At 60.6% G+C, this 15,089-nt stretch carries 7 protein-coding genes; 6 read left to right on the forward strand and 1 reads right to left on the reverse strand.

From position 1 onward, the window contains the following. The first annotated feature begins 316 nt into the window (after positions 1-316). The 5 genes from GT003_RS32330 to GT003_RS00385 all read left to right on the forward strand — a co-directional run bounded on the left by GT003_RS32330 (position 317) and on the right by GT003_RS00385 (position 12,053). Positions 317-4,636 carry an Ig-like domain-containing protein gene (locus GT003_RS32330; RefSeq protein WP_161693245.1) on the forward strand — a complete coding sequence of 1,440 codons (4,320 nt, stop codon included), beginning with the start codon at positions 317-319 and terminating at the stop codon, positions 4,634-4,636. 248 nt (positions 4,637-4,884) lie between these two features. Next, on the forward strand, positions 4,885-6,924 hold the full coding sequence (locus GT003_RS00370; RefSeq protein ID WP_161693247.1) for a hypothetical protein: 2,040 nt from the start codon (positions 4,885-4,887) through the stop codon (positions 6,922-6,924). A 300-nt stretch (positions 6,925-7,224) separates the two neighbouring features. Beyond that, entirely contained in the window at positions 7,225-9,375 is a 2,151-nt protein-coding gene (locus GT003_RS00375; RefSeq protein WP_239565664.1) for a transglycosylase domain-containing protein, read from the forward strand. Positions 9,376-9,444: 69 nt separating this feature from the next. Then, positions 9,445-9,819: a TFIIB-type zinc ribbon-containing protein gene (locus tag GT003_RS00380; protein ID WP_161693249.1), complete on the forward strand. Its 375-nt coding sequence runs from the start codon at positions 9,445-9,447 to the stop codon at positions 9,817-9,819. Between the two features lie 179 nt (positions 9,820-9,998). After that, positions 9,999-12,053: a glutaminase family protein gene (locus GT003_RS00385; protein ID WP_170312086.1), complete on the forward strand. Its 2,055-nt coding sequence runs from the start codon at positions 9,999-10,001 to the stop codon at positions 12,051-12,053. A gap of 171 nt (positions 12,054-12,224) precedes the next feature. Here the strand turns inward: GT003_RS00385 and melA are convergent, their stop codons facing one another. Further along, positions 12,225-13,721: an alpha-glucosidase/alpha-galactosidase gene (melA, locus tag GT003_RS00390; protein ID WP_161693251.1), complete on the reverse strand. Its 1,497-nt coding sequence runs from the start codon at positions 13,719-13,721 to the stop codon at positions 12,225-12,227. Between the two features lie 354 nt (positions 13,722-14,075). On the opposite strand from melA, the gene GT003_RS00395 reads away from it, so the two are divergent. Then, a complete protein-coding gene (locus GT003_RS00395; protein WP_161693253.1) occupies positions 14,076-14,981 on the forward strand; it encodes a LysR family transcriptional regulator in 906 nt (301 codons plus the stop codon). Positions 14,982-15,089: the final 108 nt, after the last annotated feature.

Here is a 15,089-nt window from a genome sequence, read left to right on the forward strand (position 1 = left end):
GCGCCGAAGACTTTCTCCTTCCAATCTTGACGACATAAAGGCATGAAGGGGCGGGATTTTTAATATTTTCGCTGCGCGCGTCCCGTTAACGACACTCAGAATTGCTTGTTCCGAACATTCATGAAAGCGGAATCATCCATTTTTGGCTTGGGAGAGCGAGGTTGAATTCTTGATGAAGTTAGGGCTAAGGTTACGACGGAATTCGGAGTTAGGGCAGGATTCAGGGCAGAAACCAAGGCAGGAACCAGGGCGGAGGCCCGGTCGGAAGTCCGGACGCGCGTCGTCCAAAATCGCGGCGGTCCTGCTGGCGGCCGTCTTGACGGCGAGCGGGCTGAACGTGAATCCGAAGCCGGCAGCGGCAGCGGACGAGTTGCCGTCCTTCCGTGCCTCGACGGATTACTCGGGCACGCAGGGAGAACATAACTGGCGTTATCAATATCGCCTGTTCGATGCGGGGGACTATCAAGACCTTCCCGTATTCGCCGGCAACAACTGGTGGAAGGCCAACAACAATTGGGATTTCGGGAAGCTGACTCCCGGCGGCGTGACGTCGGGCTCGAAGGCGGATACGGCCAGGACCTTCGTCGCGCCGGAATCCGGCAGCGTGACGGTCTCGGCAGCGGGAACGGTTACGATTCATAAGGACACCTACGACGGCGCTAGGCTGAAGGTCATGAAGAACGAAGAGCAGATCTGGCCGGATGGCGGGGAATGGGCGCCGCTGAACGCGAATCAGACGATCGATTTTCCCGCGTTGAACGTGCAGGTCGCGAAGGGCGACCGGATTTATTTCGTCGCGGACAGCGGGGCGTCCCATATCAACGGTTACGACGACATGGCCTGGGATCCCGTCGTAACGTATACGCAGATCATCGAGACGATCGCGCCGGCGCAGGTGACGCTCGATCAGCACGAGCTGCATCCGCCGATCGGCGAATCGGCGACGCTGACCGCGACGATCGCGCCGGCGGAAGCGACGAACAAGAACGTTTACTGGACGACGAGCAATCCCGAGATCGCGACGGTAAGCGGTGGCGTCGTCAAGGCGGTGGGACCGGGAACGGCGACGATTACGGTAACGACGGCGGACGGCGGCATCGCCGATCAGGCGACGGTCATCGTCGACACCGGCGGGATCGTCAGCGTATACAAGGCGTCGACGGGCTTCTCCGGCGTACAGGGGGACGGCAATTGGCGTTACCAGTACCGCGCTTTCGATGCCGAAGATTTCAAGGATCTTCCCGTGTTCGCGGGCGGATCGTGGTGGAAGTCGACGAATAACTGGGAGCTTGGCCAGATGTGGGAGGACGGCGTAACGCCGGGCAATCAGGCGGACACCTCCCGGACGTTCGTCGCGCCGGATCGCGGCAGCGCGAAGATCGGGGCGGCGAGTCCGATTACGATCCATAAGGATACGTACGGCGGCGCCCGTCTGAAGGTCATGAAGAACGACGAGCAAATTTGGCCGGAAAACGGGGAGTGGGCCGAGCTGAAGTCCGGCGGGACGATCGATTTCCCGAGCGTGCCGATCTCCGTCCTGAAGGGCGACCGCATCTATTTCGTCGCGAACGCGGGCGCGGATCACGCCAACGGCTTCGACAATCTGGCGTGGAATCCGACTGTCTCGTATACGGAAGTGCTGGATTCGGTATCGCCGACGGGCGTAACGCTCGACCGGCATGAGCTGCAGCCGGGCATCGGGGAATCCGTGACGCTGCATGCGGAGCTTGCGCCGGCAGACGCGACGAACCCGAATCTGTATTGGGCGTCGAGCGACCCGAACGTGGCGTCGGTCAAGAACGGCGTCGTGACGGTCATCGGGCCGGGAACCGCGACGATTACCGTCACGGCCGCCGACGGCGGAGCGACCGATCAAGCCGTCGTGAGCGTCGAAGGCGAAGGCGCGGTGACCCGCCAAGAAATGATCTTCATGCTGGCGCAGGCGCTGAAGGTGCCTTCCGCCCCATATCAAGGCATCTTCGGAGACGTCCCAGCGGACGATACTTACGCGAACGTGCTCCAAGGCGCTTACGACAACGGCATTATCGACAGCCATCTCATCGATAGCGGCAGACTCCGGCCGGATGCTCCGCTGACGAGAGAGGAGACGGCCTCGCTCGTTCTGAACGGCTACGACTACGCGATGCCACAAGACGCCCCGCCCGGAGATATCGAAACGTTGACGGACAAGAGCGCCATCAGCGATTGGGCGGTCAAGTACGTCCAGGCGGATGTTCGATTGGGCGTCTTGTACGGCAACGATCCTTCGTATCCGGCAGCCTTCGAGCCGCAGGGCCAATTCAGCCGCAGCGAAGCGCAGGCCATCGTCGGCCGGCTGCTCGCTTCGATGGACCTTCAGAGCATGATCGCGAATGCGGTGTCCCAAGGCAAGACGCGTCTCGTCATTCCGCCGAATACGTACCGGATCGGGATGCGAGGGGACGCCACGCTTATTCCGATCACGAACGCGCATAACCTGGAGATCGTCGCCGACGGCGTGACCGTGGTCGCGACGAAGCTGACGCGGGCGCTCTCCGTCACCGACAGCTCGGACGTGACGATCGAGGGCATGACGATCAATTACGATCCGCTGCCGTTCACCCAGGGCAAAGTAACGGCCATCGCGCCGGATTTGTCTTACATCGACGTGGAGTTGTCCGCGGGCTATCCGCGCCAGCTGTTCGACAGGCTCACCGTTTACGATCCCGAGACGAAGTTCCAGAAGCACGGCATCGACTTCCTGTGGGGGACCAAGAGCGCCTGGAATGCCGACGGCACGATCCGGGTGTCGCTCGCCAAGGTCGGTGATAACGTGGCGATCGGCGATCCGGTGACGCTCTCGGGCGGCCAGGAATCGGGCGGAATCCCGCACGGCATCTCGGTCGGCGGTAGCAGCGGCATCGTATTCAAGCACGTGACGCTGAATACGGCGCCGGGCATGGGGTACCTGGAGGCCGGCAGCGAAGGGGGCACCGTGCTCGACGATTTCAAGCTCATTCCGGGACCGCCTCCTCCGGGCGGAACGGAGAAGCCGCTGCTGACTTCGGTATGGGACGGCCTGCAGTTCAAGACTTCCCATAAAGGGCCGATCGTGGAGAACTCGGTGATCCAAAGCGCGGGCGACGATTCGTTCAGCATTCAGAACGGCGATATCGGCGTGTTGAAATCCGCGGGCGACGAGCTCGTGATCGCGCTGCGCGACGGCAGCCAGACGCTGCATCCCGGCGACAGGCTGAAGCGGTTCAATACGTCTCCCGAGGCGATCGTGGTATCCGGCGAGCCGGTTAACCTGGCCGACGCGGGCGTCGATCCGGCGATCGTCGACAAGATCAAGACGGCCGCGGACTGGACGCCGTTCAAATTCGGCGATAACGTCTATTACCGGATCAAGCTGGACCGGACGTCCCCGTTCAAGGCGGAGGATTTCATCTATACGCCGGACCGGATGGGCAACGGCTTTGTTTTCCGCAACAACCAAGTGTACAGTCCCGGGCGAGGCATGCTGCTGAAGGCCGGGGACGGCCTGATCGAGAATAACGTGTTCCGCGGCGGGGACAAAGCGATCATCGTGTCGTCCGAAGGCGTCACCGACACGCATTCGGGCGCGGGCAGCAACCTGACGATCCGCAACAATACGATTATCGATACCGGCTATCATCATCCGATGCCGTGGTCCGAGCAAGCGGGCGCGATCGCGTTCTCGAGCGAGAACATCAAGTCGGCGAAAGCCTTCGAGAACATCGTGATCGCGAACAACACGTTCGACGGCGTGCGAGGCTTGAACTTGAACCTGACGAACGTCAAGAACGCGAAGGTGACGGGCAACAAGTTCCTGCATACGCATTTGGTTGATCCGGGAACGAACGGAGCCGATAAAGGCATCGATCCGGCATCGGTCGTCTGGGTGAGGAACGCCGAAGATGTCGCTTTCTCCGGCAATACGATCGACGCGATGGGGCCGTTTTCCGACATAGCCGTGAACGTGCAGCAGCCGGCCAGCGGCATTGCCGGGCTTCCTGACGGCGTTGCGGTGCTCCATGCGAAGGCAGGCGCGCCAGCGGCGCCGGCCAAGCCCGTTCTGTCGAGCAACAGCGGTTATGCGAATGGCTTGAAGGACGGCAACTATACCGTGACGATGAACCTGTGGTACGGCAATAACGGCTCCGTATTCAAGCTGTTCGAGAACGGCGCGCTGATTCGAACGCAAACGTTGAACGCTGCATCGCCGGCGGCGCAGCAGGCGAGCTTCGACGTGAAGGGCAAGAAGAACGGCACGTACACGTATACGGCCCTGCTCACGAATGCTTACGGCTCCACGACGAGCGCGCCGCTTGTCGTGACCATTACTGACGCGGCGCCCGGAGCGCCGGTGCTGGCCCAAGACAATTGGGACGGGGATGGCAGCTATAAGGTGACGATGAACCTGTGGTGGGGCACCAACGCGACCGAATACCGGCTCTACGAGAACGGCGTATTGATCGATACGCAGCCGCTCGCGGCCTCGACGCCGGCTGCCCAAAGCGCGGTCACCGCGATCGCCGGCCGTGCCCCGGGCGTCTATGAATATCGCTGCGAGCTCGTTAACGCCGCCGGCTCGACGTCCAGCCAGAAGCTGACGGTGATCGTCAAGAATTAACGGAAGACCGGCGCTCGCGAGCAAGCGCGGCAAGACATGCATGGCCCTCGGCCGTCCTTCGGGACGGTCGGGGGCTTTTGCCGATTGCAAGGGGGGAATCGCGCAAGAAGATCATAGGATCGTCCCTCTCGTGCGCGGCGTGTTTGCCTGTATGATAGCGAAGGTAGAATCGTATCGACGATCGACGCGATAGAATCTGTCGAATTCAATCCGGCTGCTGGTTGGTTAACGGAAAGGGAGCAAACGTCATGACTATGATCGAGGCAGTTAGAGCCGGCAACGTCGTACGCGAAAATTGGCCGGTTAATCCGCGGGCGCATTTGAGTCTATATCTAGGCAGCGGCAGCTTCGGAGGCTGCTTCGACGAATTCGGACTGATGAACAACGGGTACGGCGGCGCTGCTGCCGACAGGCCGGGCAGTACCTTCCTGATGCATGCCGACCACTGGGACGGCACGGGCAATCAGCAGGTTTGGCTGCCGCTTATGCGGTTGGCTTGGCTTCGAGGCTATGACCATGGAATACCCCAGACCTATCGGCAGACGCTTGATTTGTACACCGGCCTGTTGGAAACGGCGCTGCAGCATCCGGGGCTGCAGGTGACGATCCGCAACCGGTTCCATCCCGGACAGCGGGATCTGATGGGTCTGGAAATTGCCTATACGGCGGATGATTCCGCGAAGTGCCTGCCTCCGATCATCCTCGCGCTGGAAGCGTATGCGCCTGCCGGGCGGCAGCAGGAGGTGCTGCGGACAACCGTGGACCAAGTGACGCTTCGGGTCCGCTCGGGCACGGCGGATACGGCGGTCGCGCTGCGTGCGCATGCCCTGGCCGGGGAACTGCGGCTTCTTCCGACGGATGCCGGCATCGAGATGCGCTTCGGCGGAGACAGCGGGCATTTCTTTCTGTTGATCGGCGCAGCTTCTTATGAGCGGGTTGACGGGCTGACCGAGCAGATGAATGGCTATGAGACAGCCGAGTCGTTCGCCGAGGCAGCGGATGCCGGCTGGCAGGCGAGATGGGGGGATGCCTATATTGCCATTCCCGTTGCGGAACATCAGGCGCTGTGGGCGAGGTCGCTGTACTATGTCTTCTGCAGCTATAGTCCGGATGTTCGCTGCCCGGCTCCGCCGGGAGGCTGGACGGGGGACGGCTGGGGATACTCGTTCCCGCAGGATCTCTCGTATATTCATCCGGCTCTGCTTCGTCTGGGGCATCTCGACATCGCCAAAGCGTGGGTGGAATTTTACGCCCGCATGATCGACGGGGTCCGAGCCTTCACGAAGGAATCCTTCGGCGCGGACGGGACGATGTGGATATGGGAGTTTCCGATCGGCATGGATTGGAACGGCTTTGCGGATGGAGCGCCGAACCGCTATCACTACGAGATTCATAACGCGGCCTATCCCGCGCGAATGGCGAGGGAGACGGCGCTTTATCTCGGCGATGCGGATTGGACCTTGGACGTCTGTTGGCCGATCGTCCGGGAATCGGCCCGCTTCTATGCCTCCGTCTTGGCGAAGGAGGAGGACGGCGGCTGGGGCATTCACTTGACGCCTTCCATGGGACAGGATGAATCGGGCGGTCAGAATCAGTGGAACTATCTCTGTTCGCTCTTCAGCGCGGAGTACTGTCTGCGGACTGCCGCGCAGCTGGCCGGAGAGTTGGCCGCGGAGCTGGGCGTGGAAGCGGAAGAGGCGAAGCGTTGGAACGAAGTGCTGGAGGACGGGCTGGCCTATGAACGGCTGCTGGACCGGGAGAAAGGGATTTACCGTACGTACGAGAATCAGCAGCTGCGGGAACAAACGGGCAGGCAGAAGCATCCCGTGCAGCTGAATCCGCTCTTTGCGATTCCCTTGGGCCGCATGGACGATCGGCTTCGGCAGGCGTACCGCAACCGCTATGACCTCTGCGTAGGGGCGACCGGGGCGAAGCAGCAATTCGAAGGCTGGACGCTGCCGGCTTTCCTGATCGCTTCGGCGCATGCCGGCGACAGCGCAGGATTAAGCCGGGGATTATCGGAGCTGGTCCCTTCGACGAACGTCTCGCCGGAATGGCTGCAAATCTATGAATCTTCGCTTTCGCTCGGATATACGTACCTGCCGTACTATACGACGAGTCACGGATTGTACCTTCAGGCCGTTCAAGACGCGATAATTCATGATTATCACGGCGAGATCGTCATCGGCAGCGCATGTCCTGCGGAGTGGGCGGGAGCCGCTTACCATAATCTGCGGTTCCCGGGAGGACGGAAGAGGAGCGGGGTCGTGGAAGCAGCGGAGCATTAGGCTCCATCGGTCATATGAAGAACGATGCAAAATCAAGAAGAGCCGGACGAAGCGGGCTGCCTATAAGGCGGCCTGCTTTTTTGTTGCGGGAGCATTCGGACGAGGGGCATCGCGCCGAACCGGCAGGCTGCAAGCCTGGTTTCGAAGGACCGCCGGCAGGGTAACGTTTGTTCGAAGCCGTCACCGAATCGACGCTTGACGACGGCTGGGACTAGGCTGAACGTACCGAAACCCGTTCCGCTCTACGAAAGAGTATCCATGACGAAAGCAGCTTGAGTGGAAGAATCTGGGGGAAGCCGCATGAAAACAATCGTAAACGATAAGCAGGAGACATCAGCGACAAGAATAAGAAAACGAATTCGAAAACCGCGCATGCCGTGGAAGAAGCTTCTTCTCGCCATGGTCGCGGCGGGAATTCTGTGCGCCGCAGCGGGGGCGGTCGTATTTGCCCGACTGGTCGATCATCAAGATATTGCGCGGCTCGAGGAACCGCTGCCTGCCGCCACGGTGATCTATGATCAGGACGGAAAGGAAGCGACCCGGATCTCGCTGAATGCCATCGAACCCGTGAGCTACGGGAGCTTGCCGAAGCCGTTGGTCGACGCGGTGGTCGCCGTGGAAGATAAACGCTTCTTCGAGCATGGCGGAACGGACATGTGGGGGATCAGCCGCGCGCTGCTGACCAACCTGACGAGCGGGAAGACGGTCCAGGGCGGGAGCACGATTACGCAGCAGCTGGCCAAGAACGTCTTCCTGACCCAGGAACGGACATGGACGCGCAAGTGGAAAGAAGTGCTGCTCGCCGAGAACATCGAGAAGCATTACGATAAGCAGCAGATCATGACCATGTATTTAAATCAGATTTATTTCGGCGAAGGGGCATGGGGAATCAAGCGCGCGGCGGCGGCTTATTTCGGCAAAGAGGCCAACCGGCTTACGCTGTCGGAATCGGCGATGCTCGCGGGCTTGATCAAGGCGCCGTCCGCGCTCTCGCCGTTCAAACACATGGAACAGGCCAAGGCGCGCCGAAACGTCGTGCTTCAGCTCATGAAGGACCAAGGAAAGATCGGCGCCGCTGCTTATGACGCGGCGGTAAGCGAACCGATCAAGCTCCGAAGCGCCGAAGCCGGCAAGGGAGAAGCGATGAAATACCCCTATTATATCGATCAGCTCATTCGCGAAGCGGGCGATCAATTCGGCATCACGGAGAACGATGTCCTCCATGGCGGACTGCGCATCTACACGGCGCTGGATACCCGCATGCAGCAGGCTGCGGAACAGGTCTACGCGCAGGAATCGCTGTTCCCGCCAAGCAAGCCGGATCAGCTCATCCAAAGCGGAGCCGTGCTCGTCGATCCGCGGGACGGCGGCATTCGGGCGCTGATCGGCGGCCGGGGCAAGCAGCCGTTCCGCGGCTTCAACCGAGCGGTGCAGCTGAAGCGCCAACCCGGCTCGGCGATGAAGCCGATCTCGGTTTATACGCCGGCCTTCGAACGCGGCTATACGCCGGAGGATAAGCTTCTGGACGAGCCGGTGAATTTCGGCGGCTATCAGCCGAAGAACGCCGGGGGAGGCTATCATGGCGAAGTCACGATTTACGATGCGATCGTCAACTCCTACAATATCCCGGCCGTGCGGCTGCTGAACGAGATGGGCATCGATGCGGGCATGGAGGCCGCGAAGCGGTTCGGCATCGAGCTCACGGATGCCGACCGCACGCTGGGGCTGGCGCTCGGCGGCCTGTCGGAAGGCGTATCGCCGCTCGACATGGCCGAAGCCTTCGGCGTATTCGCCAATGACGGGACGCGGATGCCGGCGCATGCGATCGTCCGCATCGAATCCGCCGACGGCATGCTGCTCGCGGAAGCGGCGCCTGAGGGAGCGGCGGCTACGGAGCCGGCTGTTGCCCGTACGATGACGTCCATGCTGCAAGGCGTCGTGCAGGAAGGGACCGGCGAAGCGGCCGCGCTGGACGGACGCCCCATTGCCGGCAAGACGGGAACGACGCAAATGCCGGGCATGGCCGAGGGCGTCAAGGATAATTGGTTCGTCGGCTACACGCCGCAGCTCGTCGGCGCCGTGTGGCTCGGATATGACCGCACGGACGCGGCGCATTATTTGACCACGACCTCGAAGGCCGCCGCGGCGGTGTTCGGCAAGCTCATGGGGGAAGCGCTTCGCGGCGAGCCGGTCATGGCGTTCCCCAAAGCGAATGGAGTACCGAAGAAGAATAAGAACGACGAGCCTCCTGCAGGACAGGGCGAGGAGAAGCCGGACCGCGGCAAGGCGGACAAGGAGGATAAGCCGGGCAAGAAAGATCATGACGATCGACCGGGGAAGGGCGGCAAAGACGGACCCAAGGAGGATCCGGGTCCGCCGGATAAGCACAAGCCCGATCATCCGAAGGGGCATGGCGGAGGCAAGCCGGGCAAAGCGGAGCGAAACGATTGACGGGCTCGAAACCGAACCGGCCCTGAGCCGTATAGAACCTTGAATAACGTTATGAGGAGGCGAAGCGGCTTGAATTGTCCGATTTGCGAAAATTCCCGTATGCGGGAAGTGGAGAAGGACGGTATTCTGATTGATGTCTGCCCGAGCTGCAAGGGGGTATGGCTGGACCGGGGCGAGCTCGACAAACTGATGAGCGACGTTCGCGAAGTCCGGGACGAATACAACGAGTGGCATTACCGCGATGGGGACGACCGGCGCAGGATGAACAACAATCCGCCCGGAGGCGGTTATCCTCCGCAGTCTTCGAACGGACAACCTTATTACGGCAACCAAAGCCAGAACGGCGGCCAAGGGTACGATAAGCGGCATGACGATAAATACAATCCCCATCACAAGAAAAAGAAGAAGTCCGTCCTGGATGTATTCGGCGATTTGTTCGAGTAACGTCCGGCTGTCGGAGACAGGCTGCTCGTAGTGGCAGTGTACACGGAGCAGCTTCAGATAGGAGCGGTCAACCAGTCGGAACTGGTTGGCCTTTTTTTTGTTGCCGGCGGCATGTTTCGGACGAACCGGCAGTGGAAGCGTTTTTTTATGGATTGACACCGACAGGTGTATAATGAATAATGTATATATATTATATTAAACATATACAGAAAGCTGGTGCTCTTATTTTTACACTTCGTCCTTCTTCCGTGCCTCTCGTCGCCGTGGATCCCTATTTCAGCGTTTGGTCGGCCGCCGACCGCTTGACGGATGATTTTACCCGCCATTGGACGGGCCAGCGCCATGCCATGACAGGCCTGCTTCGCATCGACGGAACGGCTTGGCGCTTCGCCGGCAAGGTTCAAGCGAACGCCGAGCGTTATTATACGGAGCCGGCGGCTATGACGCAAACCAGCTTGACCGTCACGCCGCTCAGCACGACGTATTCCTTCGAGGCGGCAGGCGTAGCGCTGACGGTTCGGTTCACGACGCCGCTGCTGCCGGACGACCTGGACGTGCTGTCGCGGCCGGCTTCCTATGTCGCGTTCGAAGCGCGGTCGCTCGATGGCCGGCCGCATGAGGTGAGTTTGTATTTCGACGTCGCCGGCGAATGGGCCGTAGATTCTCCGAAGCAGTCCGTCATGGGGCATGCGGTAGAACGCAAAGACTACGATGCGATAGGCTTGTCCCACGTGGAGCAGTCGTACGTGAATCGTTCCGGGGACGATCACCGGATCGACTGGGGAACGTTTTACTTGGCCGCCAGGCCTTCGGATCGAACGCGCGTCTGCCTGGGTACGGCGGAGCGGCGCAAGTTTTTCGTCCGGAACGAGTCATCGGACGCGCACGGCTGGGACGGAACGCCGACGGTCGTCGCGGACGGTCAGCCGGTCATGGCGCTCGTTCACGAATTCGGCTCCGTTGCCGCTGATCCTGAGACTGCGCTTGCCGTACTGGCCTACGACGATATCTATGCCATCGAGTATTTCGGCGACAAGCTTCAGGCCTATTGGAAACGAAACGGCCTCAGCGCGGAAGACATGCTCGCTGCGGCATGCTCGGAGTACGAGACGTTGACAGCCCGCTGCGACGCGTTCGACAAGCAGGTGCTGGCGGACGGAACGGCTGCGGGAGGAGAACGTTACGCCGAACTGCTCGCCATGTCGTACCGGCAGGCGATTGCCGCGCATAAGCTGGTCACCGATACGGAAGGGGAGCTGCTGTTCCTCTCCAAGGAGTGCTACAGCAATGGCTGCATGGCGACGGTAGACGTCAGCTATCCATCCGTTCCCTTGTTCCTGCTCTACAATCCGGCGCTTGCCGAAGGGATGCTTCGCCCGATCTTCAAGTATGCGACAAGCGAAGCGTGGCCGTTCGGCTTTGCCCCGCACGATATCGGCCAATACCCGATCGGCAACGGCCAGGTATACAGCGAGAATGCCATTGAAGGCCAAATGCCCGTCGAAGAATGCGGCAATATGCTGATCATGGCCGCGGCCGTCTGTTTGGCTGGTGGCAGCCCGGACCTGACGCTTCGCCATATGGAGCTGCTGACGACCTGGGCGGATTACTTGGTGGAGCACGGCTTGGATCCCGAGAACCAGCTGTGCACGGACGATTTTGCCGGCCATCTGGCGCGCAACGCGAACTTGTCCGTCAAAGCCGTGATGGGCGTGGCCGGCTTCGCGATTCTGAAAGGAATCGAAGGCGACTCGGAAGCGAAGGAACGCTATCTGAAGATCGCGCAGGAAATGGCCGCGAAATGGGAGGCGCTTGCGGACGATAACGGGCATACGAAGCTCGCGTTCGGCCAAGAGGGAAGCTGGAGCTTGAAATATAACCTGATCTGGGACATCCTGTTCGGAACCGGGCTGTTCCGGAAGGAAACGATCCGCAGGGAGACGGCGTGGTACTTGAAGCAGCGCAATCGTTACGGCACGCCGCTCGACAGCCGCGCGACTTACACGAAGGCCGACTGGGTCATCTGGTCCGCGACGCTGGCGGAGGATCGAAACGATTTTATCGCGCTGACGGATCCGATCTGGACGATGCTGAACGAGACGCCGGACCGCGTGCCGTTCTCGGACTGGACGGACACGCTGACGGCTCGGCAGCTGAACTTCCAGCATCGCAGCGTCGTCGGCGGAATCTTCGTGAAGGTGCTGAAGGACAAAGGGATCTTGCTTAAAGGGTAATCGGAGGATGAATAGAGGCCGAGAAGTCGTCGAGACTTCTCGGCCTGTTTGTTTGAAGGAGGGGACGCAGGACCTACGGTGCTTCATGCGGCATCTTCCTCGTCGTGCGGACGGAAGGCCGGACAGGGCTTTCTTCGCCGCGATTACAGGCTTCGGGCTGGATTCTCTCCGTTAATGCTCCAACTGTACCTGATCTGCCGCGGAGAGATGCTTCGCCCACGATTCCCGCTCCGCCTTCAGCTCTTCGAGCGTCCTCGTGCGGAGCCTTGCCGCGCCGCGGTAGCCTTCGCGGGTCGGCAGCAGACCGCCTGCCGCCTGCCGCGTTTTCGCCTTGGCGATCGCTTCGCCGTACTGCGGCAGCCACTTCTCTCCGGCGATGAGCATCTCGTCGACCAACTGCCAGATTTCCGGCGGGTTGCAGACCGCGCCGACGAGCGGATCCATCATGAACGCTTGGCGGAGAAGCAGATCGTCGCCATGGATCGCGGCTTCGACGGCTAAGCGCTGAACGGAAATGCTCGCCTGGCAGACCGCGGCTGGACCGAGCGGCAGTTCGCCTACGACGGGCATATGAATGCCGGAAGCGTCCGCATAACCGGGCGCCTCGACGATGGCGTCGCTCGGCAGGTTCGAGATGATGCCGTTATTGACGACGTTGAAATGCCCGCGGTAGAGGCGGCCGGTCTCGAGCGCTTCGACGATGTACGAGCCGTGTTCGACGCCGCGTTCGTCCGGTCCGTAGACGACAGCCGGCGCTTTCAGCCAATTCGGGAAGTCCGCCTTGAACCATTCGCGCTCCTCCATGCAGATACGCAGGTAGCCGCCCGTCTCGCCGGCAATCCAGCCGCGAATGTCGATCCAGTCCATGATTTCATCGGGGCGTTTGCGGTACCAAGGCACGTATTCGCTCAAGTGGCCGTTGGATTCCGTGCTGTAATAGCCGAACCGGCGCAGCATGTCGATGCGCACCTTCTCGAATTCACGCATGTACGGGTCGTTCTCGAACGCTTCGAGCAGCTTTCCCGTCATGTCTTCGCCTTGATACCGGACTTGAACGTACCAAGTCTGATGGTTAATGCCCGCGCAGATAATGTCGACTTCTTCTTGCTTCAGGCCGAGCGCGGATGCGATCTGGTGATGGCCGCCCTGCACGCCATGGCATAAGCCGACGGTGTTGACGCCGCCGTATTTGTTGCATGCCCACGTCAGCATCGCCAGCGGGTTCGCGTGGTTGAGCAGCAGCACGTCCTTGGCCGCGGTCTCGCGAATGTCCCGGCACAGGCTCATCATTTCGGCGATGCCGCGCTGTCCGTACATAATGCCGCCGGCCGAGAGCGTATCGCCCACGCATTGGTCGATGCCGTACTTGAGCGGGATCTCGATGTCGGTCTCGAACGCATCCAGCCCGCCGACGCGAAAGGTGCAGAAGACGTACTTGGCGCCGCGCAGCGCCTCCCGCCGATCGGTCGTCGATTGGATGCGCACGGGCAGGCCGTTGGCCTCGATATCCCGCTGGCAAAGCTCGGCGACCATTGCCAAATTCCCTTCGCTGATGTCCGTGAACGCCACCTCGATCGCGCGGAATTCCGGCACGCTGAGCAAGTCCCGCATGATCCAGCGCGTGAAGCCGATGCTCCCCGCGCCGACGATCGTAACCTTGAAAGCCATATTCGCTCGTCCCCCACTCCACAGATTGTTCGTCGCTGCTGTCAGCCGGCCGGATCGAAATTCAATCGATGCCTGACGCCGGCCTTCGGCTTGTCGCCTGAACGGGTCGAGGACTAAGCGCGTATCCATCCGAACAGCCTCGGCTGGCGGCGGACGTGCAGGTCGGCGCACATTGGCCCATTCAGGTGAGCTTGCCTTCATTGAATCACGGTTCAGACGGTTCGTTCAAGACAATATTCGGACCATTTTCAGGCGAAAGTCGGACTAGATTGGGCTGTATTCTGGCTGTATGCCCGTCCCAGCGCATTTGGTACAATGAAGCGGAGTACGAGTCATCCGGAGGAGACGCTGACCATGACCTTGCAGCAATTGAAATATATGATCGAGGTGGCTAACCGGGGATCGATCAACGAAGCGGCCAAGCGCTTGTTCATATCGCAGCCCAGCCTATCGAACGCCATTCGCGAATTGGAAGAGGAGATGGGCATCTCGATCTTCGAGCGTTCGAACAAAGGCATCGTCCTCTCCAAGGAGGGGGCGGAGTTTCTCGGCTATGCGCGGCAGGTGGTCGAGCAGGCCGAGCTGCTCGAGAACCGCTACCTGAACGCCAAGCCGTCGCCGCAGCATTTCTCGGTATCGACGCAGCATTACGCGTTCGCGGTCAACGCCTTCGTCGCCCTTGTCCGGGAGCACGGCCAAGAGGAATACGAGCTGGCGCTGCGCGAGACGCGCACGCACGAGATTATCGAGGACGTGAAGCAGCTGCGTTCGGAGATCGGCATTCTGTATTTGAACGAGTTCAACGGCAAGGTGCTGCGAAAGCTGCTGCAGTCCGCGGGGCTGCAGTTCACGAGCCTGTTCACGGCCAAGCCGCATGTGTTCATCAGCGTGCATAATCCGCTAGCGAAGCAGTCGATCGTGACGATCGAGCAGCTGCAGCAGTATCCGTACCTGTCCTTCGATCAGGGCGAATACAATTCGTTTCATTTTGCCGAAGAAATCCTGAGCACGCTGGAGCACAAGAAGAGCATCCGGGTTCATGACCGCGCCACGCTGTTCAATCTGCTGATCGGACTGAACGGGTATACGATCTCGACGGGCGTGCTCAGCTCGGACTTGAACGGCAACGAGATTATTCCCGTGCCGCTCGACTGCGACGAGACGATTAACGTCGGCTGGATCAGCCATCGCAGCGCGGCGCTGTCGAAGCTCGGCATGGCGTACGTCGAAGCGCTTCAGCAGGCGATCGCGACTGCTTGACGTTTCCGATATAGCCAATGGCTATAGCTGGTCATAGAAAATGGGAGTTACGCTATAGCCGATTCCGCATGATATCTTTCTTGTAACGAACAACGCCGTCGGCAGGGA

The sequence above is a fragment of the Paenibacillus sacheonensis genome (assembly GCF_009909195.1).
GTDB classification, from domain to species: domain Bacteria; phylum Bacillota; class Bacilli; order Paenibacillales; family Paenibacillaceae; genus Paenibacillus_Z; species Paenibacillus_Z sacheonensis.